The 26,913-nt window shown below is 48.7% G+C and carries 19 protein-coding genes; 11 read left to right on the plus strand and 8 right to left on the minus strand.

The window, feature by feature from the left end; genetic code table 11:
* Positions 1 to 45 precede the first annotated feature (45 nt).
* The 5 genes from JFT56_RS02975 to rraB all read left to right on the plus strand — a co-directional run bounded on the left by JFT56_RS02975 (position 46) and on the right by rraB (position 4,301).
* Positions 46 to 1,227: a hypothetical protein gene (locus tag JFT56_RS02975; protein WP_198782237.1), complete on the plus strand. Its 1,182-nt coding sequence runs from the start codon at positions 46 to 48 to the stop codon at positions 1,225 to 1,227.
* Positions 1,211 to 2,119, plus strand: a complete 909-nt coding sequence (locus JFT56_RS02980; RefSeq protein WP_198782238.1) for a metal ABC transporter solute-binding protein, Zn/Mn family — start codon at positions 1,211 to 1,213, stop codon at positions 2,117 to 2,119. The genes JFT56_RS02975 and JFT56_RS02980 overlap by 17 nt, the downstream gene beginning before the upstream one ends.
* A 5-nt stretch (positions 2,120 to 2,124) precedes the next feature.
* Positions 2,125 to 2,925 carry a metal ABC transporter permease gene (locus JFT56_RS02985; RefSeq protein ID WP_198782239.1) on the plus strand — a complete coding sequence of 267 codons (801 nt, stop codon included), beginning with the start codon at positions 2,125 to 2,127 and terminating at the stop codon, positions 2,923 to 2,925.
* A gap of 178 nt (positions 2,926 to 3,103) precedes the next feature.
* Positions 3,104 to 3,847 (plus strand): 1-acylglycerol-3-phosphate O-acyltransferase, encoded by a 744-nt coding sequence (locus tag JFT56_RS02990; RefSeq protein ID WP_198782240.1) that lies wholly within the window; start codon positions 3,104 to 3,106, stop codon positions 3,845 to 3,847.
* A gap of 43 nt (positions 3,848 to 3,890) precedes the next feature.
* Positions 3,891 to 4,301 (plus strand): ribonuclease E inhibitor RraB, encoded by a 411-nt coding sequence (gene rraB / locus JFT56_RS02995; protein WP_198782241.1) that lies wholly within the window; start codon positions 3,891 to 3,893, stop codon positions 4,299 to 4,301.
* A 103-nt stretch (positions 4,302 to 4,404) separates the two neighbouring features.
* On the opposite strand, the gene JFT56_RS03000 is transcribed toward rraB, so the two are convergent.
* Complete coding sequence (locus JFT56_RS03000; RefSeq protein ID WP_198782242.1) at positions 4,405 to 5,379, minus strand: sensor domain-containing diguanylate cyclase; 975 nt, start codon at positions 5,377 to 5,379, stop codon at positions 4,405 to 4,407.
* Positions 5,380 to 5,397: 18 nt separating this feature from the next.
* Positions 5,398 to 6,393, minus strand: coding sequence for a response regulator (locus JFT56_RS03005; protein WP_198782243.1), 996 nt, complete (start codon positions 6,391 to 6,393; stop codon positions 5,398 to 5,400).
* 398 nt (positions 6,394 to 6,791) lie between these two features.
* Between JFT56_RS03005 and JFT56_RS03010 the strand changes: the two genes are divergently transcribed.
* Positions 6,792 to 7,598, plus strand: a complete 807-nt coding sequence (locus JFT56_RS03010) for a crotonase/enoyl-CoA hydratase family protein (protein ID WP_198782244.1) — start codon at positions 6,792 to 6,794, stop codon at positions 7,596 to 7,598.
* Between the two features lie 158 nt (positions 7,599 to 7,756).
* Here the strand turns inward: JFT56_RS03010 and JFT56_RS03015 are convergent, their stop codons facing one another.
* The 5 genes from JFT56_RS03015 to rapA all read right to left on the minus strand — a co-directional run bounded on the left by JFT56_RS03015 (position 7,757) and on the right by rapA (position 15,403).
* Positions 7,757 to 8,548 carry a hypothetical protein gene (locus tag JFT56_RS03015; RefSeq protein WP_198782245.1) on the minus strand — a complete coding sequence of 264 codons (792 nt, stop codon included), beginning with the start codon at positions 8,546 to 8,548 and terminating at the stop codon, positions 7,757 to 7,759.
* A 91-nt stretch (positions 8,549 to 8,639) separates the two neighbouring features.
* Positions 8,640 to 9,440 carry a hypothetical protein gene (locus JFT56_RS03020; RefSeq protein ID WP_198782246.1) on the minus strand — a complete coding sequence of 267 codons (801 nt, stop codon included), beginning with the start codon at positions 9,438 to 9,440 and terminating at the stop codon, positions 8,640 to 8,642.
* A gap of 67 nt (positions 9,441 to 9,507) precedes the next feature.
* On the minus strand, positions 9,508 to 10,518 hold the full coding sequence (locus JFT56_RS03025) for a DUF1214 domain-containing protein (RefSeq protein ID WP_198782247.1): 1,011 nt from the start codon (positions 10,516 to 10,518) through the stop codon (positions 9,508 to 9,510).
* Positions 10,519 to 11,437: 919 nt separating this feature from the next.
* Entirely contained in the window at positions 11,438 to 12,376 is a 939-nt protein-coding gene (locus JFT56_RS03030) for a DUF3530 family protein (protein WP_198782248.1), read from the minus strand.
* A 120-nt stretch (positions 12,377 to 12,496) separates the two neighbouring features.
* Positions 12,497 to 15,403: an RNA polymerase-associated protein RapA gene (gene rapA / locus JFT56_RS03035; RefSeq protein WP_198782249.1), complete on the minus strand. Its 2,907-nt coding sequence runs from the start codon at positions 15,401 to 15,403 to the stop codon at positions 12,497 to 12,499.
* A gap of 408 nt (positions 15,404 to 15,811) precedes the next feature.
* Between rapA and JFT56_RS03040 the strand changes: the two genes are divergently transcribed.
* From JFT56_RS03040 to JFT56_RS03050, 3 genes are all read left to right on the plus strand, one after another.
* On the plus strand, positions 15,812 to 17,206 hold the full coding sequence (locus tag JFT56_RS03040; protein ID WP_198782250.1) for a PhoH family protein: 1,395 nt from the start codon (positions 15,812 to 15,814) through the stop codon (positions 17,204 to 17,206).
* 209 nt (positions 17,207 to 17,415) lie between these two features.
* Positions 17,416 to 21,126 (plus strand): response regulator, encoded by a 3,711-nt coding sequence (locus JFT56_RS03045; protein ID WP_198782251.1) that lies wholly within the window; start codon positions 17,416 to 17,418, stop codon positions 21,124 to 21,126.
* A gap of 110 nt (positions 21,127 to 21,236) precedes the next feature.
* Positions 21,237 to 23,645, plus strand: a complete 2,409-nt coding sequence (locus tag JFT56_RS03050) for a zinc-dependent metalloprotease (RefSeq protein WP_198782252.1) — start codon at positions 21,237 to 21,239, stop codon at positions 23,643 to 23,645.
* 52 nt (positions 23,646 to 23,697) lie between these two features.
* Here the strand turns inward: JFT56_RS03050 and JFT56_RS03055 are convergent, their stop codons facing one another.
* The gene (locus JFT56_RS03055) at positions 23,698 to 25,506 is read right to left on the minus strand and encodes a protein kinase domain-containing protein (RefSeq protein WP_198782253.1); all 1,809 of its coding nucleotides are present in this window, start codon (positions 25,504 to 25,506) and stop codon (positions 23,698 to 23,700) included.
* Positions 25,507 to 25,760: 254 nt separating this feature from the next.
* Between JFT56_RS03055 and JFT56_RS03060 the strand changes: the two genes are divergently transcribed.
* A complete protein-coding gene (locus JFT56_RS03060) occupies positions 25,761 to 26,102 on the plus strand; it encodes a hypothetical protein (protein WP_198782254.1) in 342 nt (113 codons plus the stop codon).
* 104 nt (positions 26,103 to 26,206) lie between these two features.
* The gene (locus tag JFT56_RS03065; protein WP_198782255.1) at positions 26,207 to 26,863 is read left to right on the plus strand and encodes a thiopurine S-methyltransferase; all 657 of its coding nucleotides are present in this window, start codon (positions 26,207 to 26,209) and stop codon (positions 26,861 to 26,863) included.
* Positions 26,864 to 26,913 lie beyond the last annotated feature (50 nt).

Raw genomic sequence — 26,913 nt, forward strand, 5'->3', positions numbered from 1 at the left:
GGCTTTATATCGGTCATCGAGTGCTAGTTGTATTTTGGAGATATCATGACTGTGTTAAATACCCGAATTTCTTTGGTGGCTTTGGCGTGCGCTTTAGTTTCGCCGACACTCTTAGCGGAAGATTCGAGCCTGACTAATCCTGCGATCAGTGCCGTTTTAAATGGCTATTATCAAACGGGCGAGCGTCCCTTAGCCGAGACCACAGATGGTTTTGGTTTAGGCGAAACCGAGCTGGCGCTGAGCGCCAACATTGACGATATGTTCTATGGCAAAGTCACCGCAGTGGTGGAAAGCCATGACGGTGAGACCGAGCTGAATCTTGAGGAAGCCTTTATCCAAACTATGGCGATGCCGGCGGGGTTTTCTATCCGTGGCGGCCGTTTTCTATCGGATATTGGTTACCTCAATAATCAACATTTACATACAGATGCCTTTACCGATCGTCCTATCGCCTACCGAGCGTTTCTAGGCGGCCATTACTTTGATGATGGGGTGCGTTTAAATTATGTTGCCCCAACGGATCTCTATTGGACTATGGGTATCGAAGCCTTTAAGGGCGACAGTTTACGTGCGGCCGATGAACATGGTGAGCGTGAATTTGAGACGGTTGGGGTTTATACCTTATATTCAAAAATCGGTGGCGATATCGGCGATAACAGTTCATGGCAGGCGGGCCTAAGTTACCTACGTAACGAAAATGGCCAAGTGACAGCCCATGAAGAGGGCGAAGTTCACGAAGAAGAAGCCGCGGAGGAAGGCCATGATCATAGCCACGCGGCATCTTATACGGGTAAAAATACCTATGGTGCCGATTTTGTTTATAAGTGGGCGCCCAATGGTAATTACAAGTATCAAAATTTAACCCTGAGCGGTGAATACTTCCGTGTCAGTGATTTTACTCCCACTGAATTACATCCCGAGGATGCGCCGAGTAAAGATTATCACCAGGGTTGGTATTTGAGCGGTGTGTATCAATTTACCCCGAGTTGGTCCGCTGGGGTGCGTTATGGTGAGGTCGATACCCAGGAACTCCATGGAGATCATTTCCATGGGCAAAAGTTGAAGGAGTCAGAGGCCACTCTGGCGTGGCACTCTAGCCATTTCTCGACGGTTCGTTTCCAGTATACCCATCAAAAAGGTACCAATTTTGATGGGATTGAAGACGATAACATCTTTACTATCCAATACATTATGTCTCTGGGGGCCCACGGTGCGCATCAATTCTAATTTAGTTAAATTGGCCCTAGTGGCCCTATCTGTCACTTACACTGGTTTGGCCCATGCGGAACTCAATGTATTTGCCTGCGAACCTGAATATGCGGCGTTGACTAAGGAGCTTGCTCCTAGCGCAAACATCTATTCGGCGACAACTGCATTGCAGGACCCGCACCAAGTGCAGGCGCGACCCAGTTTGATTGCTAAAATGCGTCAGGCGGATCTTGTGGTCTGCGCCGGCGCCGACCTAGAGATAGGTTGGCTGCCTATGCTGCAGATGAAGTCGGCGAATGCTAACGTGCGCTCGACCGAGCAGGGCTTATTTTTTGCCGCCGATCAAATTGACACCTTAGACAAACTGGCCAGTGTCGATCGCAGCATGGGTGATGTGCATGCTAAGGGGAATCCGCATCTGCATTTCGATCCGACCCGACTGCTCAAAGTCGCGACAGCGTTAACGGCTAAGATGGTGCAGCTTGACCCTGCGGGTGCGGCCGATTATCAACAGTCATTAGCCGATTTTAGCGCCCGTTGGCAAGCAGCAATTCCCCGCTGGGAGGAGCAAGCCAAAGGATTACAGGGTAAAAAAGTGATCGCCTACCATTCTAGTTTTAAATATCTATTTAATTGGATTGGTATTGAGCAAGTCGCGGATTTAGAACCTAAACCAGGGCTTGCTCCCACCAGTAGTCACTTAGCAAGTTTGTTGAGCCGCGCCGAACAGGGCGATATTTTGGCGGTTATCGTTGCCTCCTATCAGGATGAGCGCGGCGCCAAATGGCTCGGTGAAAAGGCAAACTTACCCGTGGTGATGTTGCCTATGTCCGTTGGGGGCAATGACAGTAGCCAAGATCTTTTTAGCCTATACGACAGCGTTATTTCCCTCTTAAATGGGGTGAAATAACGCCTATGTTTGATCTGGAGCTGATGTCGATTCTCTTGCCTGCACTGGCGGCGGGGATCTTAGTGTTGTCGACACATATTGTACTCGGTAGGCAAGTGCTTAAGCGTGGCATTATCTTTATCGATTTAGCCATAGCGCAGGTTGCAGCCCTAGGCGCCATCGTTGCCCATATGGACCACAGATTAGAAGATATGCCATTTTCCCATGTGTGGATGCCAGCCCTGTTTGCCCTTGGGGGAGCGGGGTTTATCGCTTGGTTATCTAAGCGAATGGCGGGTGAGTTGGAGGCGATGATCGGCTGCTTTTATGTGTTGTCGGCGGTGGCAGCTATGCTGCTATTGGCCAATGATCCACACGGCGCCGAGCTGTTAAAGCAATTGATGTCGGGCCAGATCCTCTGGGTAAGTTGGTCGCAATTGGTGTTGCCAACACTGGTGTATTCGGCGGTGCTATTGGCGATATTCCTGCGGCCCAACATTCTCGATGGGGCTGGGTTCTATCTGCTATTTGCCTTGGTCATTACCCTGTCGGTTGAATTAGTCGGTGTTTATCTGGTGTTCAGTACCTTGATATTGCCAGCTTTGGCGCTGAACAAGTACCGCGGTAAAGGTCGGTTATTTTACGCTTACCTTGTTGGCTTACTTGGCTATGTTTTAGGATTGATTCTATCGGCGACGTTAGATTTGCCTAGCGGCGCGGCGATTGTCGCCACGTTGGCCGTGAGCGCCTTTGTCTTTCGCTTGGTGTTAAGCCGAGTATCACCCCAAGCAGTGGAGACTGACGTCTTACCTAAACAGCACGTCTAGTTGGAAATTAACAGCCTATCGATATGCTGGCGGTTTAGCGTATCGGTGGGCTTTTTATTGGTTGTGTTTGAACTTTTTGTTGGCAGTGTTAGTCAGTCAGCTTACAGATGTAAACAATATATTGAGTCCCTAGGCCATGGTGGCTATACTGTCGCCACTTTTATCGTCGGAGTATGCCGTGCTGTTAATCGTCAGATCTATGTTGTTGGCGGTGTCATTGTTGCTTGCCTTTATTTTTGGTGGCTTAGTGTGCTTGTTGAGGCCGCGTCACCGTGACAATGTACATATGTTCGCCAAGATCTTCTCATCCGTTGCCCCGATCCTAGGGATCAAAGTCATAGTACGTCGCCATAAAGACGTACAGGACGGCCCTTATATTTTCCTTGCAAATCATCAAAATAACTTCGATCTTTTCACCCATACCAAGGCTGTGCCTAAGGGAACTGTGAGCTTAGGTAAAAAGAGTCTGGCGTGGATGCCCTTGTTTGGCCAAATTTATTGGCTGTCGGGCAATATTTTGATCGATCGTAAAAATCGCCATAGCGCCTTCGATACTATGGCTAAGACGGTCGAAAAAATTAAGCAAAAAAGTTTATCGGTATGGATTTTCCCCGAAGGCACGCGCTCACGTGGGCGAGGATTGTTACCCTTTAAAGCGGGCGCCTTTCATACGGCCTTTGCGGCAGGGGTGCCTGTGGTACCTGTACTAGCCTCCTGCCAGAGCCATATTAATTTAAACCGTTGGGATAACGGGGTCGTTATCATTGAGATGATGGCGCCAGTACCTACGGCAGGGCTAGATAAGGCGGATGTGAAGGCCTTTTCGGCGCAAATCCATGCCAGCATGTCGGAAAAATTCGCTGAGATAAATCGAGAAGCGGCAACATTAATGGGTAAAACTCTTACGGATGATGACGTATAATACCCTCAATTTGAGCCAGATTTACCTTAACGGAGACAAATCCATGTCTATTGAAAGTCAGTTAAAAGCCCAACTTGCCGAGAATCGTGACATAGTGCAAGCCCTGCTTGACGATGGCTCAGAGCCAGATGCGGAATACATTATTGAGCATCATTTTTCATCCACTAATTTTGACCGTCTTGAAAAAGCGGCAGTGGATGCATTTAAACTCGGTTTCGAAGTCAATGATGCAGAGGAAATGGAGCTAGAAGATGGCTCAGTGATCTTCTGTTTCGATGCGGTTGCCCACCATAAGCTGGATGTTGCCCTGTTGGATAAAGCTGCCGAGCAATTGCTGCAACTGGCGGCAAAACAAAAAGTGGATTACGACGGTTGGGGAACCTACTTCGTTGGTGATGAGATGGGCGACGAAGATGAGGATGAAGACGACGAAGATGACGGATTCCCGCATTAATTCGTGTTCAGTCTCTTGATTGTTGTCACGACAGGATTTTAATAAAAATGCCCATTTATATGGGCATTTTTATTGGGCGTATGTTTTAGCAATGTGATTGGTTTTAGATATGGCTCGTGTTGCTGGTATGCAAAACACTACAATTGCGGCCTTTTTGCTTAGCTTCGTATAGCGCCTTATCCGAGCAGGAGATCCAAGCTGAGCTATTGCTGATATGTTTACCTATCTCACAAACGCCTAAACTGACGGTCACTTTGATTTTGAGCCCATCGTACACTACGGTTGAATCGGCAATTTTTTCCCGCAAACGCTCGGTAAAATGCAGGGCATCTACTCCGCTAGTTTTAGGCATGACCACAGCAAACTCTTCGCCGCCATAACGGCCGACACAATCGGTTTCCCGTAGGGACTGGCTGAGCAGATGGGCGATATGTTGGATCACTTTATCCCCGGCGAGATGGCCATAGGTATCATTGATATTTTTAAAGTGGTCTATGTCTATCATGACTAAACTCGCCATCCCCGAATAACGGGCATATAAATCAAATTCATGCTCTAAACATTGTTGCCAGTGGCGCCGATTATGCAGTTGGGTTAAGCCATCGGTTTGGCTGAGGTGCTCAAGTTGTTCGTTTGCCGCCTTAAGCTGCAATTTGTTAACCGCAATATCGGTGACGTCATACACAATCACGCTGATATGGGTGATCTGCCCGGTTAAGGAGGCCAGCGGTAGCAGGGTCACGTTTTGATACATGAAGTCGGCGCGACCAGTAATAGGGCGGTAGTTTTTGAATTGGAACACATAGGGCCTTTGTTCCCAACTGATAAAGGCACGATTTTTAAGCATAAAAACCGATTCCATTTTCTGCTTTAACCAAGTCGCGGGCAGGTCGGGAAAGCGAGTAAATAGATTTTGGCCCTTGATCGAATTTGGGGAAACGCCGCTATGGTTCTCCATAAAACCGTTCCACAGTTGGATATTGTAATGGCGATCTAGCACGACTAACCCTACCTCTATGGTTTGCACCATATCGATAAGCCAGTGTAGTTCGTTCATTGCGCTTTGGTCGTTTGACATAAAGTAAAATCCAACTGGTTAATCGAGTAAATAGCCGAGTTTATAGCTCAGAGTGGGGATGGAATCCTCGGTGAAAAGCAATAATAGATCACATTGAATATTATGGTTTTCAATTCGATAGTTGATCTCCATCGCCAAGGTTCGTTGCCATTTTTCCGAGTTATCGTGGATAAGATCGTTGACTGTGCAGTGGCGGCCAAGCACCACGGGGTGCGCTTGGCTGAATTTCATATCGAGCTGTTCGGATATTCCATTGAGGAAAGCGCCAATCAATACATTGCCTGTATCTATCAGCACTTCTATCTCGGTATTTTTATCTTCTGGATTGGCGAGTCCCATGAGTTTGGCCATATCTTGAAAGCTAGAATCATGGAATAGCAGTAAGGCTTCACCTGCGATCCCTGCCCCAATAAAACCTTGGCAAAGTGCTGAAACCGTTGAGCTTTCCTCGGTTGCTTTGAGCGCCATAGTCAATTCACTGACCTCAAGCACATTCACATTAGGGATGGGAAGCAGGACAAACACATCGAGTAACTTTGCCAATAAATCGGCCGCTCGCCCCATGGCAACGTTGGCTATCTCCTGGCAGGCATCGCGCATATCGACTTTGATCATCGGCACTTCATCGGCCAGATCTTTTTGCGCTAGGGTGAGGATGCCGTATTCCTGCAAAATATTGCTGATGGCATCGGCACTGACGGGCTTTTGGATAAAATCTAGGGCGCCTAATGCTTTGACGCGTTCATGGGCTTTGATTTGAATATCGCCCGAAACCACAATTATCAGCGCGGGCAGGTCGTTCTGCTGCACTGTTTGCAGCACTTCATAACCGTCCATCACGGGCATATTAAGATCGAGAAACACCACTTCACCTTTACCCGCGCGAATGGCATCTAATCCTTCGGCACCATTGGTCGCGTAGGTAATATCGACATCCCACTCTTTGGGCAGGGTGCGGGCCATTTGCTTGCGCGCCATGGCGGAATCGTCACAGATGAGTACAGATATTGTCATGCTGACTGGTGATCCTTAATTTGCCCATTTATTGAAGATAACACTAATTTTTTAAGTCTGACTGACGAATTGTGAGCTTCGGGCAAGTCTGATTTATCTTTTCTACGTGTAAACTGCAGATTTTATATTGCTAAATTCCTTGCAGATACGATTTGATGTTGGTGTTATGGAACTCACGTTGCCTCACCAATTTTTGAACTCGAACGGCTTATCTTGCTGAAAGAGCTATTAATATTCTTAAGCTTAATCGTTACAGCCTAACATAGTTACCCTGTAATGTTTGGCTGTAATGACAATATTTTGACCAAAGTCAAAATTCGCGCTCATGTTATATCTTTTAGTGAATTATGCCAAACGTGTTAACATTTAATCTGGACTGACCAGTAACGGAATATTTCATGAGTGACCAATGTGTGCAAGTGACTATTGACGATGGCATTGCCTATGTGCTGCTTAATCGTCCAGAAAAGATGAATGCAATTAACTATTTAATGTTTAGCCAGTTGGATAGGGCCATTAAAAGCATTAAAAAAAATCGCCGTATCCGTGCGGTTATTCTTTCGGGTGCTGGTGGCAATTTTAGCGCGGGGCTGGATGTTAAAAGTGTGATGTCGGCGCCAATGCAAGCGGTCAAATTGCTTTTTAAGTGGTTACCGGGCAATGCCAATCTTGCACAGCGTGTCTCCCTCGGCTGGCAGCGTTTACCTGTGCCTGTTATTGCAGTGCTCGATGGCTGCTGTTTTGGGGGAGGAATGCAAATCGCCCTCGGTGCAGATATACGTATTGCCAACCGTGACAGTCAGTTATCAATTATGGAGGCCAAGTGGGGGCTGGTACCCGATATGGCGGGATTGGTGACACTGAGGCAAATTATGCCCAAGGATCAGGCCATGTTGTTGACCTTGACAGCTAAAGTGATGGGCGGCGAAGAGGCCTTATCCCTTGGACTCGTCACTCAATTAAGTGAACAGCCTATGATGGCTGCCAAACAATTAGCCGCACAGTTCTGTAAAACTTCCCCCGATGCGGCGGCGGCGATCAAGCTCAGCATTAACTCGAGTTGGACCGCGTCGCTACGTAGCCTATTAAGCCGTGAATCCTTAAGCCAAATTAAGCTGTTGCTGGGTAAAAATCGCACTATTGCCGCGGTGCGGCAGTTAAAAGATCCCGATAAACCCTATCGCGATAGGCAATCGGGTTGGTGATTGGGTTTGATGGTTTAAAGATTAAAGCTCATATTTAATAACTGCAGGCGTTGTTTACTTGTCGAGCTGTAAGTGGCAATCCATCACACCCAACTAAAACTGCGCTTCTTGCTGTTCGGTACCAAAAATGATCAGAAAGAAGCGCGTATAGGTCCAGCTTAGTTGTTACGGTTACGCTGGTAGTTGTTCTCTAATTCATCAAGAACGATAGTGTTTGGCGGGTCAGCGTCGTAAGTGGCCTCAAGGACTAGCTCCTTCTCAAGTGTCCGGACCCTGAACTTCCAACCCTCTGGTAACGATAAGCGCTCTCCAAGTGTCGGCAGTTTGTCGATGGTGTTGTTGGGGTCAACTTTCTGGGAGGCACTAAACATAGTGAATACAGCTCCTTCTGGAGACACCAGTTCGTACACTTCCTCTCCGGCGTCGTAGTACCATGTGCTGGAACGCTTAGAAACGGACTCATGGTAGGGCGCCTGTGTGCCAGCGATAAAAGCATCGAAATCAGGAACGACAAAGGTGCCGTACACATACATGGGGATAGGCCCCATCATGAATTTTTTCCCTCCATCAAAGGCTTTTCCGCTGAATCTGTTTACTAAAAAGCGCCTCGGGCCATTGAAACGAACCCCATCGCCACCGTATTCCTGCTTCAGCTTATCTGGGTCAAGAGCCCTGAATTGCGCATCCATTTTTTCGTTGGAAAGCTCAAAGGTTAACCCGAGTGAGTTGTAGTAATTGCCTGCCCCGCCAAGTCCCTCGGCGTCGCGGTTCATGATGAGGACTTCGTAATGGGGCTTGCCGCGCCAGTTCTCCCCTTGAACCTGGAACGGGTTCTGCAAACCAACTGCTGGTTTGGGTTGCTGGGCACTTGCCTGTTCGGCAAAGGCCAGTGGCATGGCACCCAACAGCACAAGTGCCAGTGTGGTTGCTTTTATGATCGTGGTTGTCATTCTCTGTATTTCCTTAATTGACTAGACATTCAGCATGGCTGCTGTGTTTGCCTTTATTACTTTTCCTTCTGTTTACCACCTTGTGACGCGATTATGGCTTATAGTTGCTCATGCCCTGACCAGTCTTGTCATAAACGTTAAAGAACTCGTCAGACATGATTGTGGCAACACCACCTTCCGGAGTTTCGATTAAATCTTTTTCCAGGGTTTTGACTCTGAATTTCCAGCCTGCTGGAAGTTTTTTGAACTGGCTTTGTCCGGCGGCAACAAATTCCTCGTAGGTGTATTTGGGGTTGAGACCTACCTGAAATCCTTTCATTATCCAAGTGTTGCCTTCGGGATCGTCAAGGAGCAACGCAGTGGTACCCTTGTTCCAACCCAATCCACTCTTACGCGCTATGATTACGGGCTTGTAGGGCGTGTTTTCTCCAACACCACCAGCGTTGTCGCCCATATTAAGTTGGGCAACCCAAGTGGCCTTTATGCCGTTGAAGTCCCTCTCTACTCCCATATCGATCTCGGTCCAATCGGGTAACCATAATTTCGGTCCATTTAATGATGCGCCGTTAACGCCATAATCTGTCTTCATTTTGGCGAAGTCGAGTCCTTCGACCGACAATTGTGGCGCTGTGTCCTTGGACGATGGGATACCTTGGGTCGTTAACATGGAGTTGTAGCATTCAGCCGCTAGTTTGCCTGTCTTTGCATCCTTGTGAGCGAGGAAGATTTCGATATAACGGGTCTTATGCATGTTGTCGAAACGACCAGATTTTGCTCCGACACCATCGCTAAGCACCTTGGGTTCTACAGTAGAGGGTTCCTGAGCGTAAGCCCCCGTTAGAGTTGCCGCCATAAAAACGGCGGCCATCATACCTATTGCCATTGTTTTCATTTATTTTTCCTTTACCGCCTTCAGGCGGTGGTTCATGTAGTCGTTTTCTTGGTTGGGACATAGTCCCTCACTTTGCAAGCTGCGCCTTAGGGAAGCGCCATGTCCCATTTATGATCTCCTGCTTCGGCTGATACATCCGCACTATGTAGTTCCAGCTAGGGGTGATGGGCAGATTGTTAATGGCATTGGGGCCACCGCCGAAGTTAATGGTGATGCTTCCATCTGCGTTCTTTTGTGCGGTCACGTTATTGTAGGAATTGATGTTTTTGTCATTTTTCTCCATGTAACCATCCTTGTTGTAGACGGTAATAGACCAGAATCCGTCGACAGGCACATCCTTCACGGTTACAACATAGGGCGTCTTACCGTCATTTTTTTCCGGCACAACGTTGTCATACATAGCAGCTTCTTCGGGATTCCCGCCCCAGCCGTAGGCAGTGCCTAGTAGGTGACTGATTGGATTGAGTTTCGCTTTGTCGCCAAACATGCCTTTGGCGCTGGTGCGGGTTGCAGCGAGAACTTTGATGGCATCACGGACCTCCTTGAGTGTTGCTTCGTCCCAATCCGGGATCTCGAATGTTCCAGGGGCCTTCTGCTTCACGACAATCTTGTCCTGTAGGGCGTTGGTAGCCTTAATATCCGCTGGATCATTTGCATCGACGAAAGTGCGAAAAAGGACTATGGCGTAGCGGGATCCAATTTGCTCCTTTGTGAATGTAAACTCTCCCGCGTTATGCTCGACAGGCAGCATCGAATGGTCTTGGTTGATGACCATCATCGATTGAAACCGCCCTTTGGGATCTGGTTTTATGATAGTCACTGGTGTGGTGAGATCGAATACTCCGACCGAATATAGCGTATCGAGATTCATTCGAACCACGTCCTGCTTGTCGATGGGAGTGGGCTGGCGAATGTGTAGGAATTTGCCGAAAGCTCCTTGCTTTACGTAGCGGCTGAGGGTCATGTCGGTTTCGGCGCGGACAAAGTTATCTACTGTAACCATTTCTGACGCGAAGCTTGAGATAGAGCCCAGAAGGACCACACTAATGAGTGTGACCGTGAGTAGGATTCGTTTCATTATCTGTCTTTCCCTGTCTTAGAGTGTGGGCCTAACGCAATTGTAAAAGCGCGGCCTATCCTTATTTGTTATGAGACCAAGACCGATTGCAACCTGTAAAGACCAAACCTAGAGAGCTAACCAAATGGAACATGCCGCTAGGCTTATGTTTTTGACTCAATCGATGCTTGATGAGTTTAGTGTTAAAATTTGAAAGCTGACAAGTTTTAAAAACAATTTAGCAATCTATTTCAAAACAATAACATAATGTGCTTTCAGTTCGCCTTCAAGCAGTTGTGGTTAAAGTTGTCTTAACGAGAGTAATAGTCATTAAGCTTGTCTATGTTTTTTGAAAAAACAGTGCTGCTGAGCGTTCTGTTACTTCAGTTGTTGGGGGCTGATATTCAGTCATATAGGCTTGCCATGGCATTCGCTCATCGGCACTTTGAATTACAAACCTAGGGTTCTGAGTTTATGAACGAGAACCATGGACGGCGAGCTGGCAATTAAACAAGGATGTTGTGCTAGTCCACCCTTGGATGCAGGGCCTCGTCTGATGTGAAAGGATTTATAAATGCCAAAAAGCGGTCATGGGGCGGACGGTCGCCTCGCAAATCGCCCTGGCTCACCTATTTAGCATTGACGTAGCCTGTAGACTTAAAAACTTTACGAAGCACGTTTTGGAGCAATAGCTTTTTAGCTGAACGAGTAGTTAGAGGGATAGTTAAGATTGGCATTGTTGCAACTGTGAGCGTTGGCGACATGGTCGCTCATTCGTATCTGACCCATAGGGAGATGGGGAATGTCACTATGATGCCTGGAACATTATTGACCATGTGATCGCGACATTCGTACATCCTTTTACATCAAGTGTCGTCGAGCCTGTAGGGGCACTTCTTGATAAATAATTTTTTAGTTACCACCACAAGCCATAAGCCGTCTAATAACCTGTGCTCATACGGGCGGCGAAGCCCTTGATAGTATTTAAACAATTCTGCCATGCACTCTCATTATCTAAATTAAGCAGCAGTTGGGATTGGCGGTAGTTTGGTGTCTCTAAAGTGACGGCCAAGGTTCTACGTTGCTCTGCGGTGCTGAGGGATGCGGGGTGACCATCTGGTGATTGAATATCCAGAATGGGCATAGTGAGTTTGGCCAGTTTTTCGGCCAAGGCTTGATTGCGTTCTTCATCCTCACTGTAGGGATTGATCACTATCAGTACATCGGGGTTGGCAATTTTCTTTTGGCTTAAAAGGCTGATTAAAAGCTCGGCACTTTGGTCGGCGGTAATTAACACTCTTTTGCCGGGATAATCGGCCCCAACTGTCTCGAGTTGAGACAGGCTTTTAACGAGAAAGTCCTCCTGTTCGAGCAAATGTTTACGGCTGTTTTCAGGGAGGGTTTTGGGGCTGGGTTTATTGGATGGCGTGCTGAGTTGTGCCGCGCCTGGGGAGGCGACTTCCTCTGCTGCGGTGGCAAAGTTTGGGGTCGGTGGCTCAGTGGGGGGCGTGAGGCTCAAACTCGCCCAACCCGCGGGATTAATATTGCGCCGCACAAAGGCTATCAGCCCTGGCGCATCCGCCGTGCCATTGGTGGCGGGTAAAATAATGCTGGCACCCCGCTTTTGTTTGCCCTCCCATGGGCGAACTAAGAGCTCAACGGGCTGGTTGTCTATGGTGATTTGTTTGACTTCTTGGCTGGGGAAATAGCTTCTATTGGGCTTTACGGCAGGCGTTACTGTGGGCGTCGCTGGTTTTGTTTCTGGCTCTGTCTTTGTCGCTGATCCTGTCTTTGGTTCAGGCTCAGGTTCTGCACTGAGGCAGGGTAAAGTGATAAGGCTAAGGGAAAGACCAAATACAATAGGGAAGATGCGCGCCATAGAATAGATAACCACCTGTGTAGTCTTATAAATTCACTTAGGCTGAGTATAATCTTTTAGTTAAACAAACGCCCAGTCTATTGGCTGGGCGTTTGCTTGAGTATCGAAGGCGCGTCCGCGTTATACGTGGCTCACTAATACCATTCGAATCGCATCGAGTTGTAGCTGAGTATCGTCGAGGTAGTTAGTGAGTTCCTGCATTTGGTTGCGAAGGTAGGTTAACTCTTCCTCACGGATATTGGGGTTAACCGCCTTAAGGGACTCTAAACGATCTAACTCGCCCGTTAATTGTGTGGTCATTTTCTCGCGGGCCTGGGTAATGAGATCGTCCACCGCGAGCTGGGCATATTCCTCGCCCTTCGCAAATAAGGGGTGCAGGATTGGCTGTGACGCCGTGACCAACTTACTGCCAATATGGCGATTCACTGCGCTCAGCTGTTTATCGAAACTGGCGTAATCCACCTTAGCGGATAAGTCATTGCCATTTTTATCCAGCAAGATGCGCACGGGTGTCGGCGGCAAGTAACGGTATAACTGGCTCGATTTTGGCGCCGATGCATCGGCCATGTAGATGAGTTCTAAGAATAAGGTGCCCGCTGGCAGGGCTTTATTCTTCAGAATCGCCACGCTAGTGGTGCCGGTTTCTGAGCCTGTGATCAAATCTAGACCCGTTTGTACTAACGGATGTTCTTGGGTGATCAGCGCAATATCATCGCGAGATAACGCAGTGTCGCGGTCGAAGGTCACAGTCACGCCATCCTCTGGCAAGCCAGGATACGTTGGGAACATCATGTGCTCACTCGGACGCAGAATAATCGAGTTTTCGCCTCTATCTTCTTGATCGACACCGATAATATCCCATAAACGAATCACCGAACCTATCAGTTGGGTATCCTGATCACTCTGGGCTAAACGCTCGACAATGGCTTTGGCCTTCTCGCCGCCGTGGGAGTTGATTTCCAGCAGCTTATCGCGGCCTTGCTCCATGGCATGCTTGAGTTCTTTATAGCGGGTTTGGGTGTGGTTGAGCAGGTTGGTCAGCTCGTCACAGTCGTCACCCACAAGCACGTTTAACAGATCTTCGGCAAATTCACTGTAAAGCACATGGCCGCTTGGGCAGGTCAGTTCAAAGGCATTTAGCCCTTGGTGATACCACTGCATTAGACGCTCTTGCGCCGTATCTACCAGATAAGGCAAGTGAATTTGGATATCATTTTTCTGGCCGATACGGTCTAAACGACCGATGCGCTGTTCCAATAGATCGGGGTTGAGCGGCAGATCGAACAGTACTAAGTGGCTGGCAAATTGGAAGTTACGTCCTTCAGAGCCAATTTCAGAGCAGATCAACGCCTGGGCGCCGCCTTCCTCTTGGGCGAAGTAAGCGCCGGCTTTATCGCGCTCGATGATCGACATGCCCTCGTGGAATACCGTCGCTTGAATACCTTCACGGGTGCGTAGGGCTTCCTCTAGGCTTAGTGCGGTTTCTGCACCGCTGGCAATGATCAGCACTTTTTTGCTGCGGTGGGATTTTAAGAACTCGATTAACCAATCCACGCGGGGATCGAAGCGCCACCAACTGGCACTGTTATCCTCAAATTCTTGATAGAGTTTTTCAGGGCTCAGGGCCTGGGCGGCTTTGGCTTCTAAGGTTTTATGGCCACCCATCATACCGCTCACGCGCATGGCGGTGAGGTATTGTTCTGGCATGGTCTGGGAATGCGGATTAAAAAAGCGCTGTGGAAAGCCTTTTACCGAGGCGCGGCTGTTACGGTAAAGCACGCGGCCAGTGCCGTGGCGGTCGAGTAATTCCTGCAACAATTCACTACGGGCGGCCTGCTGGGTCTCGCTGTCTATACCGTCGGCTTGGATTAAACGGATGCTCGGCGCTATATCTTTCTCGCTGAGTAATTCGGTTAAGCTGTTGATTGCCGCATCGGGCAATTTTGCCTCGCTCGCTAAGGCTTCGGCGGCAAGGGCCACTTCTTTGTAGCTGTGTTCTTCGGTTAAGAAGGCATCGTAATCGTAGAAACGATCCGGATCGAGCAGGCGTAAACGGGCGAAGTGGCTCTCATGGCCGAGTTGATCCGGCGTTGCGGTTAACAGCAACACGCCGGGGACAACTTCACTTAAGGCTTCAACTACTTGGTAGGCGCGGCTCGGCGCCTCTTCAGTCCATTCTAAATGGTGGGCTTCATCGACGACTAACAGATCCCAGTCGGCGTCTATGGCTTGATCGAGACGTTTTTTCTTACGCAGTAATTCGAGTGAACAAATCACTAATTGCTCTGTGTAGAACGGGTTGTCATTGTCGGCGTAGGCCTCGACGCAGCGGTCCTCATCGAATACCGAGAAGCGCAGGTTAAAGCGGCGCAGCATTTCCACTAGCCACTGATGGCGTAGGGTGTCTGGGACTATGATCAGCACTCGCTCGGCGCGGCCGGTTAGTAGTTGCTGGTGAATAATCAGGCCGGCTTCAATGGTTTTGCCTAAGCCGACTTCATCGGCAAGGAGAACCCGCGGCGCATAACGGCGGCCGACTTCATGGGCAATCCACATCTGATGTGGAATGAGCCCGACGCGCGGGCCCTGCAGACCGAGCAGATCTGAGGTCGCGAGTTTGTGGCGCAGCATTTGGCATTGATAACGCATACCAAAACGGTCGAGGCGGTCAATTTGGCCGGCGAATAAACGGTCTTGGGGTTTATTGAAACGAATATTGTGGTTTAGCAGGGTTTCACGCAGGGTCGCTGGTTCACCCGTTTCGCTATGGATGCCGTGGTAAATCACTATGCCATCTTTCTCGGTCAATTCACTGACCGCAAGGCTCCAGCCTTCGTGGCTTTCAACCGTATCGCCGGGATTGTATATAACGCGTGTCAGAGGGGCTTCTGCTCGGGAGAACATGCGGTTCTCACCCGTTGCAGGGAATAACACAGTGACCATACGGCCTTCTACTTGAACCACAGTTCCTAAACCAAGCTCTGACTCGGTATCACTTATCCAACGTTGACCTAAGGCGAACGGCATCTTAAATTCTCATTTCTAGGCGGACTCTAACAAAGGGCGCGTATGTTATACCAATACTAGGGATATTTAAATCGCCCTCTCACTCGTTAGAGCCTAATTCCCCGAGTGGTAGATTACAAATTGAGCGACTAAGAAAATTGTTGAACCCGTGATAAGTCGCTTGTCATGCTAGTGTCATATTAGGGGCGATACACTGCCTTGGGTCTGTGAGGTAAACACAGGTTGCGGTATTGTTATCTACTGAGTTTAGTGCCAATATCAACTTAAGGTTAAAGTGTGAGTAAAGTGCTATCGACTTGAACCTTATGATCATTTTTTGCCATATGCTCAGCCAGTAATAGGAGCCGTGTTACTTTTATTGAGACTCAAAAGTGTGTTTAAACTTTACTGAAGTACTCTGGAGGCGCCATGGAACAAGACGACAGAAAGTTGTTTGTACTGGATACCAATGTGTTATTACATGAACCTTTGGCGATCTATTCGTTTAAGGAGCACGACGTAGTCATTCCAATGACAGTGCTCGAAGAGTTAGACCAGATAAAAGATCGAAAGAGTGATGTGAGTCGGGATGCTAGGGTCGCCATCAGGGCACTTGAAGATACCTTAGGCGGTGATACTACACCGGAGCAGATTATCAACGGCGTTCCTTTGCCCAGCCGAGAGGGGCATGCCGATGCGATAGGTTCGCTCTCTATCTTCCCCGATCACCTCGTCGATTTTACCCTAGGCGCCTTGCCGGGGGATGGCAATGACAACCGCATTATCAACACTGCACTGCATCTACAAAACCTGCATCATCCACGGACCGTGGTATTAGTCACTAAAGATATCAATATGCGCCTCAAGGCGAAGGGCGCGGGCATTCAATTGGTTGAAGATTATCGCACCGACCAATTGATTGATGATATTCGCTTCCTCAGTAAAGGTTTTTATCAGTTTGAGGGGAATTTTTGGGAGCATTTAAACAAAGTGTCCACCGAGCGCCACGGCAGACATACTATCCATGAAGTGCCAATTAAAGACTTAGATACCGATCAATTTTATATTAACCAATATCTTATCGACACGGAGTCGGATTTTTGTGGTCGCGTTACCGAACGCAGTGACACCCATCTGCATATTTTAGATTTAGGCCGCGAGCGGATGAAAAACCTTGAGGCATGGGGGGTTAAGCCTAAGAATGTTTACCAAGGCATGGCGCTGCAAGCCTTGCTCGATCCCGATATCGATCTGGTGATCTTAACTGGGCCTGCTGGTTGCGGTAAAACCTTGCTCGCCATGGCGGCCGCCCTAGAACTGGTGGTTGAGCGTAATCGCTACGACAAAGTGATTGTCACCCGTAATACCCCTGAAATCGCCGAATCAATCGGCTTCCTGCCCGGCACCGAAGAAGAGAAAATGATGCCTTGGCTGGCGGCCATTACCGACACCTTAGAAGTGCTGCACAAGAATGATGTGAATCCGACGGGTAGCCTCAATTACATCATGGAGAAGGCCAACATTCAGTTTAAGTCGATTAACTTTATGCGCGGGCGCTCGATCCAAAACTCCGTTGTCTTATTGGATGAGTGCCAAAACCTCACCGCCTCGCAGATCAAAACCATGATCACCCGTATGGGCGAGGGTACAAAACTGATTTGTTGCGGTAACTTAGCACAGATTGACTCTAACTATCTAACCGCCGTTACTTCGGGGCTGACCTATATAGTCGAACGTTTTAAAGACTTTGAAGGCAGCGCAAATCTGTACCTCAACGGTGTCGTGCGTTCACGCCTCGCCGAATACGCCGAAGAGCACTTATAAGCCTATCGGTAAGCTTGTTACAAAAGGTCTCATCTTTGAGGCCTTTGTTTTTCGTCCTGCTTTTCTTTTTTAATCGACTTATCATGGGCATGGATGGCATTCGGCCAATAATTATTTGATGTGATTGAGGGTTTCTTCCTGCTAGTATATTAGCCCAATAGTTTTTGCCGCCGATGGCTAAAATCAAGCGCTGCAAGCAAGGGTAGTGGATGAAATCGAGTGAGCCGGATCTCCAACTAAAATCGCCGATCCAGAAGAATTACAACCGTGCCGTTTTTTATACGTATATTGGCGTTATTGTCATGTCGTTATTAACCGCATGGATGTTTTTCGATCGTCAGAAAACCCAACAAATGGAACAGCGTGAGGAACAGGTTGAGCGCCATGTGCTGCAAATCGACTTGTTACTCGAGTCGAGTATTCGCGCGGTAAAGAGTTTACGGGACGTTGCCGTCGATCATTTACGTTTAGGTGAGTTAGTCCGTAAAGATCGCTTACCTCAATATGGAAAATTTAACGAAAGCGGCCAGTATTTTACCTTAGAACCTAACTACGCTAAGGGCGGCAAGCCTTTCACCAATATGGGGCGGATCACCGGCGCTGGGTCCCTCGATGGTCGTAGCGATAAGTTTTATCAAGAACTGGAGATGTTGTTCGAGCTATCTTTGTCTTTCCCTGTCGCTAAGGAAGCGGCCCCCAAGGCCTCGGCGATTTACTATCTTTCCAGGCAAAGGATAATGTCCTATTTCCCCTGGACCAATGACGAACAACGCTTTCGGGATGAGCTGCTCAACAAGAAACAATTCCAATACGCTACCCCGGCGATGAACCCGCAGCGCAGTGTATTTTGGAGTGAGGCCTATGTGGACTCGACGGGCAAGGGGCTGCTGACAACCTTAGGTGTGCCCGTCTACCTTGAAGATGAATTTATGGGGTCAATCAATTTAGATATGACCTTGGCCTCGCTGGCGCGGCAAATTCGAGTCTATTTTAAGATGCCGGGCACAGTGATCTTGCTCGATCAGCAGAACAATATTTTATCCCATAGTGATTTTGACAATTCCGACATCAATCGGGTCTATCACATCAGTCAACGTATTCCCTCCGAACTGCATTCTTTGCCCGAGTCTGAATTATTCGATGCCCATGAAGGCATAATCCGCAACGGTTACTATATCCACTCGGTTGCCCTGCATAACGCGCCGTGGCGTTTATTGTATTTGCAGGATGAGGACGATCTATTCCAAGACTCGTGGGAAAAATTACAGCTGACCTTTATTTTGGTGGTTATCGCCCTCTCAGTGCTGGTGACCATAGTGCATTGGCAGACGCGCCGCTCCTTTGTGAGCCCTGCATCGCGCCTGTTATCACACCTCGAGGGCTGCTCCCAAGAGCCCCGCAAGCCTCCCGAGAAAATTACCCATGGCTGGGAACCTTGGTTCCTATTGGTCAGTCGGATTTTTGAAGAAAACAAACAATATACCCACCATCTGGCGGAGCAAAATAAACGGCTCGATAAGCTCGTGGCGCGGCGCACCGAGCGTTTAAAAGAAACCACAGAGCGGCGTGAACGTGAGTATGCATTACTGCGATCCCTACTCGATTCAATCCCTGAAGCGATTGTCTTTAAAGATAAAGAAGGCAACTACTTAGGTTGTAACAAGGCGGCGGAGCGCATGCTGGGTTACACCGAGAGTGAGATGATAGGCCTGTCTTCGGAGGATTTAACGTCGCCTGAAATGGGGATACGGATCCGCGCCGAGGATGAGCAGGTGCTCAAGGATCGTACACCACTGCGCTACCAGGAAAAGGTCGAACTGGCGGGCAAGCCCCTACTGCTCGATACCTTAAAACTGCCATTCTATAACCGCCGCGGCGAGCTACAGGGCTTGATTGCCGTATGGCGTGATGTGACGCGGGAATACGAATCCGCCGAGCAATTACGGCTCTCGGAGGAGCGTTACCACTTAGCCATGGACGCGGTGGAGGATGGCCTGTGGGACTGGTATCTCGATTCGGAACAGATCATCTGTAACCCAGCCTATTATTCAATGCTGGGGTATAAAACCAATGAATTCCCAGCCCTATTGTCGGCAATTGATCAATTAACCCATCCGGATGACCGTATTCGGGTGGAGGAATACCGTAATCAATACCTGCAAAATCCCGTCGATGCCTATGAAATTGAGTTTCGTATACTGGGTAAAAATGGCAGTTATCATTGGGTGCTTTCCCGCGGCCGGGTGGTCGAGTTTACCGCCGATGGTCAACCTAAGCGGATGTTGGGGACACATAAAGATATTACCCGACAAAAGAGTAACGAAGTGGCCTTGCTTGAGGCTAAGCAAGACGCCGAGTTAGCTAACCTTTACAAGAGTGAATTCCTGGCGAATATGAGCCATGAGATCCGCACGCCGATGAACGCCATTATTGGTATGTTGCAGCTCGCCCAGCGCACTTCGTTAACGGCGCAGCAAAAGGATTACCTTGAAAAGGCGGGATTCTCGGCGCAATCCCTGCTACGGATTATTAACGATATCCTCGACTTCTCTAAGATTGAAGCGGGTAAGCTTGAGCTTGAGCGGGTGCCATTCCCGCTGGATAAAGTGCTCGACCATGCACTCGATCTTAATGCGCTTAAGGCACAGGAGCAGGGCGTTGAACTGTTGCTCTATGCCCCCGTCACCGCCGGGCTTATCCTCAAGGGCGATCCACTGCGTTTAGGCCAAGTGCTGATTAACTTGCTCTCAAATGCGGTCAAATTTACCCAATCCGGTGAAATCGAACTGGGGTGTGAGGATGTGGGCGAGCGGGATCACCGCATTACCCTGAAATTTTGGGTGCGTGATACCGGCATTGGTATTAGCAAAGATCAGCAGGAGAAACTGTTCGATGCCTTTGCCCAGGCCGACGGTTCGACGACCCGTAAGTATGGCGGCACAGGTTTAGGCCTGTCGATCAGTAAGCATCTAGTGTCTATGATGGGCGGCAAGATGCAGGTACAGAGCGAGCTTGGGGTGGGCAGTACCTTCAGCTTTACTATCAGTTTTGAAATTGCCGAAGAAGCGAAAATTGCGCCGCTAGTGGTACCGGAAAAACTCAATAATTTACGTACCTTAGTGGTTGATGATAACCCGACGGCCCTGCAAATTTATTCCGCTGTGATGCGGGATTTCCACTTCGAAGTCGATACCGCCGCCAGCGGTGCCGAGGCCCTGTATAAGCTGTCACGGGATCCCATAGATCTATTGCTACTCGATTGGATGATGCCTGAAATGGACGGCGGTGATGTGATCAGCGCCATCGATACTATGGTGGCCGAGGGGCGTATCCCTAAGCGACCCATCATTATTATGATGACGGCCTATGCGGCAGAACCTTTACAGCATGAGGTGGATAGTGCCAATGTGTTTGCCGTGTTGCAAAAGCCCTTTAAGGCCTCGAGCCTGTTCGATGAAATCATCGCGGCCTTTGCCGATGAACCTAGATTAAACGTGGTTCAACCTAAAGTGGAAATCGAGTCAGAAGTAGGCGAGCACACGGGATTAGTGTTATTGGTGGAGGATAACTTTATCAACCAGCAAGTGGCGACCGAACTGTTAAAGAGTGCGGGCTATGAAGTGGTGCTGGCGGATAACGGCCAAATTGCCCTCGATACTATCGATTCCCGTCCATTCGATGCGGTATTGATGGATATTCAAATGCCAGTGATGGATGGCTTAACGGCGGCACGGGCGCTGCGGGAACGTTATAGTGCCGATGAGTTGCCTATTATTGCCATGACGGCCCATGCCATGTCGGGCGACAGGGAAAAGAGTTTAGCGGCGGGTATGAATGCCCATATTACTAAACCCATAGTGCTCAATGAGTTATTTGAAACCTTAAATCACTGGATCAAACACAAACATCAGCATAGTTAATCTGAGCTTGGGGCCAGTGATGGCCCCGCGTTATTTAACTGCGCTACAGAGTATCGCGATTGCCAGTCGCCTATAGCGTCAATAATGCAGCCAGCCGAATAGGAGGAAAGATGAAACCCCAACGTTTAGCCTTAGCCTTATCCATAACGCTATTAGGATTTCCTACCCTTACCGTCGCAGCTACCGTGCCTAGCGCCAAGATTATTAAGCAGAGCCAAGAGGCTAAAGGTTTTCTTAATCTCTATTACGAGGAATCTCAGGGGGAGTTATACCTTGAGGTCAACCGCCTTAATCAGCCTTTTCTATTGGTGACTAGCTTACCCGAAGGGGTCGGGTCGAACGATATTGGTCTCGACCGTGGTCAGCTTGGGCAAACACGTATGGTGCAGTTTGAGCGTCAAGGCCCCTATGTGCAGTTAAAGCAGCTTAATACCCAGTATCGTGCCGATACTCAGGATCCCGCCGAGAAAAGGGCCGTTGAGGAGGCATTTGCCGACTCTGTACTATGGCAGGGTAAAGTGCTTGAAGGAAAGCCGGATTTGGTGGCGATTAACGATCTGGTACTCAATGATTTACACGGGGTCGCTGCCGCATTACAACGCACGGCACAGGGGGATTATCGCCTCGATGTGAGTCGCTCGAGCCTCTTGCCCGCAAGAGTTAAATCTTTTGCGAAAAATGCTGATGTCGATGTGCAGCTGACTTTCAAAGGCGATACCGTCGGGGACGAAGTCGCTAAGGTCACGCCCGATGGCTCCCTCGTGTCGGTGCGGATGCGTTATTCCTTCGTTGAGCTTCCTGACGCTGGTTATCAGCCCCGGCCCTATCATCCTATGAGCGGCTATTTATCCGATGAATACCGCGACTATGCCACGCCCTTTGACCAACCTTTGGTGCAGCGTTTTCTCCTGCGCCATCGCTTACAGAAGATAAATCCCGGCCCTGGGCCGAGTAAAGTGGTTGAGCCTATTATCTATTATCTGGATCCGGGAGTCACGGAGCCGATCCGCTCGGCACTGCTCGACGGTGCGCGTTGGTGGGAGAGTGCTTTTACCCAAGCGGGTTTTATCGATGGCTTTAAAGTCGAATTACTCCCCTTAGATGCCGATCCCCAGGATATACGCTACAACATGATCCAATGGGTGCACAGGGCTACACGGGGCTGGTCCTATGGCGCCGCGCTGACCGATCCGCGCACCGGTGAAATCATTAAGGGCCATGTCACCCTTGGAAGTTTGCGTGTGCGTCAGGATTATTTGATTGCTAAAGGGCTCACTGCGGGTTGGCAGGATAGAGCCGCGGCCGAAAAAGCCGCAACTGAGCTGTCTTTAGCCCGTATTCGCCAGCTTGCCGCCCATGAAGTCGGCCATACCTTAGGGTTAGATCATAACTTTGCCGCCTCCACCAATCAGGATGCCTCAGTGATGGATTACCCCCATCCTAAAATCCAACTAAAGGGCAATGATATTGATATTTCAGCGCCCTATACCACCAGTGTTGGACCTTGGGATAATTTTACCATCGCCTATGGTTACAGCGATGAAGGGGATGCAAGTGCGCAGAAAAAACTTCAAACTCAGTTGCTTGCAGAAGTTGCGCGCAAGGGCTTGCGCTATATAGGCGAGGCAGATTCCCGCCAAAAGGATAGCAGCCATGCCTATGCGAGTCTGTGGGATAGCGGTGATGATCCTATTGCCCAGTTAACGCAGCTCGATAGGATCCGCACTAAAGCGATTGAAGGTTTCTCCAGTACGGCATTATTAGCCAATGAGCCACTCGGGGAATTGGCCGATGCATTTGCCCCGATTTATTTGCTCACCCGCTATCAAATCGATGCCGTGGCTAAGTTTATCGGTGGAATCGACTATAACTATCAATCGATTGGCGAAGGTAGCCGCTGGAGCTATATTGCACCGCAGTTGCAGTCTACGGGTTTAGATGCCTTGCTTAAAACCTTGGATGCGACGAGTTTAACCGTACCACAAACCTTACTCGATAGTTTAGTGCCCAAGGCGGGGAATTATCAGGCATCACGGGAATCCTTTGACTCAGGTTTAGGTGTCCAAACGGATCCCTTCGGAATGGCCGAAGTCTTTAGTCGCCATACCATTAACCTGTTATTGATGCCTAAGCGTTTGAACCGTGTTAGCCAAGCGTCGATGGTGGATAATGAGCAGTTATCCGTAACCGTTTTGCTCGATAAGTTATTTGCCGCCACGTTATATCAAGAGGATAAGCTTGGGCTGGTTGAAGGCGTGTGGATGCGGGTCAATGCGGTAGTGATTGATGAACTGCTTGCGACTCTGCACCATTCAGAGACGTCACCAGAGGTTAAAGCCATGATTAACGATCGCGCTCAATTTGTGATTAAGCAATTAAAAGCGAAGGCGAATCGGGCCAATGCAACCCGGGCTGCCCATTATACTTGGCTGCTGCAAGTGCTCAGTGCTGGGCTTGGGGATCCTAAGGCAAGGCTGATAGCTCAGCCTCTTACTCTACCACCGGGGGCGCCTATCTAAGCTTGAAAATATTAGCTAGAAAATGAAATAGGCGTAGCTGAAATCGCAACAGTTAAGCGCCTATTTCTTTAGGGTTTTTGGGGTAAAAATAGTCGGTTTTACGCTCTAGGTGATTAAAACGCCGCGTGTTTTTGTAGGGCAATTTCATAAAGCCTGATACGCCATGACCTTGGATTTTGCCGACATAATGCAAGATACGATCGAGACTGGCACGAAACGCCGCCTGTTTGCGGGGGTTGAGTAATTTCAGATAGCTGTGGATCTTTAAGTGATTCGGCAGCGCCTCAAAAATGATGCAGCCCGTGTGGTGGATTTGGTTGATCCGCGCCAATTCCTCCATGATTTCACTCGGTAATTCCAGGTTTTCATCGGGATCTTTGCCGTCTTCAAAGTAGGAATGTAACCGCGATTTATCCTCGAGCGTGGGCACATCGCCGACTTCGAAGGGCAGTTGTAAATCGGCACTGGCGACAAAGGGTTCGTGGGTGTTTTCCCGCTCGATATGCAGTGTGTCCCTCGCGTTAAAGAAACAGGCCTTAAACACCCCGATACGTTTAATGCCCCGTGCCAGCGTGACCATATTATTGACCGCAATAATTAAGGCGCTTTTTTGTTTGGCATCGTAAATCGCAAGATTGGAATCGATAAACACGCCAGTTTCCTGCCAATGGATAGCGAGTCCACCGACGATAGGATATTGCGCTAACCGACCCACAGCGGCAATAAAGCCTTTTTCGGTATCGCCCATGCCCGCGAGGAAGTTGCGATAGTATTTCTCGAGCTGAATATCATCCATTTTTGCGATCGGATCTTGGGCATTATGCTCCTTTAAAAAGGATTTCCGGGAACTGTAGCTCACGGTTTCTACATCCTTCTCACGGGACTGCACCCAGACGGGGATCTCACCCTGTAGTTCAGCTTTCGGCAGTTCGGGTAGGTGTAATCTGTGGCTGTGGCGCATGCTTTTTAAAAAGTAATCCCCCGCAATGTTACGTTGCTTGGCATCGCTACTGAGCATGCCTTCTAAGGTGCGGGCAAGCTCCATAGGTAACCCTATGCTGGTGGGGGGAATGACCTGCGCCCCGAAACGGCTCGCTTGCCCAGAGGCGAGGGCATATAAGGTTGCCGCAACCCCTTGTTCATCAAAACGTGGGCTTGAGAGGGCGCCATTGAGCTGCTCCTCACCGATAAAATACACGTCCCCCATGCGGGCATTGGTGTGCTGCTGATCGCTCGACATCAGCGCCATGACGTTATCTTCGACGGGCTTGTTATATTCGTCCCGCTGGGCGAATACCGCCGAGCCCCAATCGATCAATGACAAGTGTTGGCTTTGGGTATCATAGACTAAGTTTGAAGGCTTAATATCGCCATGAACCAATGGCTTACCTGTACGTAGGTAATACAAGATATCGGCCAATTGCCGGGCAATACTCATCACCATGGCCGTGGGCAGAGCGCCTAAACGGCGGCAAAGCTGCTCAAGATCTTCTCCCTTAGCGCGTTCCATCACTAGGATCCCTTGCTTGCCGACCCGCTCAAATTTGATGGCGGCGGGAACATTGGGATGCTTGAGCAAGGACAGCATAAAGGCTTCTTCTTCGAGCCTGTCTTGAATATGTTGCGGTAGATTAATCCGTGAAAATTTAAAGACATGGGCATCGCCCGCAAGATTGACTCCCGCAAAAACGAAGCCATAGGCCCCCTTGCCGATAAATTCGATATCGGTATAGCCCAATTTACTCAGCTGTTGTTTACAGAGACGGATCCAAGCCTTGTGCTTGCGGGCATCATTGGCCTTAAGCAAATAGATGGATTGCTCTTCAGAAATGTAAAAATGCTGTAGCTGGGGTGTTTGCAAAATCGTGCTCCTTGTTTTGTTCATTTAACCAGTAAGCGGGGGAAATAATCAAATAAGGGCAATATTTATTTTTACCTATTTATGTATAAGGCTGAGAGTTAGCGTGATTGTCGGCTTACCTATCCCATCATTTCGTCGCTGACTTTGACTTATATCAAATTAAATTGGGTGAACTATAGGTAATCTTTGGCGTAATGGATGGGATAAAATTTTGTTAAATAACCCGCAGGCAAAATGTATTTGAAGGAGGGCATATGCCCGCCCAATATAAAGCGTTACTGATTGAACTATTAGAATATCCGCGTAAACGAATCCTACAGTCAATGGAGGTGACCCATTGCCCCCACGCGGTGTTTTTTAATGACAGTGATGAGCAGTGTTTAACTTGTCATCAGGGCATGGAATGCATTTGGATGAACCAGAACGATGAACTCGTTGCGGTAGAGAAAAAATCCATTGCCGAATTGAAGCAGCAATTGTTGATTGCGGTGGATTTTATTGACTCCTCCCTGAGCCCACATCACTTATCTCGCCGCCAATGTCAGTGTGATAATTGTGTTTGGCTTCGTAAAGTGCAGGCTGCGCTAGATCAGTAAGTGAGTCTTTACATCCCTATGATTAACTTGCTATATCAGAGTTTTTGCATCCATAGAGAAATGCCATTAGAGTAAGGGTCATTTTAGTGATTTGAGATATAGCTATGGAACCCGGTTTTTGGCATGACAAGTGGCATCAGCAGCAAATAGGTTTTCATCAACAGGATATCAATCCTTTCCTCGTTAAATATTGGCAGAAGCTTGCATTGCCGGCCACTGCCAAAGTCTTTGTTCCCCTGTGTGGTAAGTCATTGGATATGTGCTTTTTGGCCGAACAGGGCCATCAAGTGATAGGTTGTGAGTTAAATGAGCTAGCAGTGCAGCAATTTTTCAGTGATAACCAGCTCGAGATGACCAAAACCGCAGTGGGCGAGCATCAGCATTATCAAACCGAGCAAATCAGTTTATACCAAGGCGATATCTTCACCTTACCGAATGAACTTACGCAGGATGTGACGGCATTTTATGACCGTGCGGCCTTGATCGCTTGGCCCGAAAGTATGCGTGCCCAATATGCTAAGCAATTAGCGAGTTTATTACCCAGTGGCAGCCTAGGCTTGCTCGTGACCTTAGATTATCCGCAGGAGGCATTAAACGGCCCACCGTTTGCGGTATCACCGACTTGGATTGAGACATATTTAACCGAGGATTTTGAAATCCAACTCTTGGATTGTCAGGATGTGCTTGCGGATAACCCAAGGTTTATAAAGAAAGAAGTGCCTTGGCTGAATGAGGCCGCTTACCTTTTAAAACGTAAATAGCAAAAACGATGTAATACCGCTGCCGCCCCCCATTTTGCTGGTTCACTTAG

The sequence above is a fragment of the Shewanella putrefaciens genome, assembly GCF_016406305.1.
GTDB lineage: Bacteria > Pseudomonadota > Gammaproteobacteria > Enterobacterales > Shewanellaceae > Shewanella > Shewanella putrefaciens_C.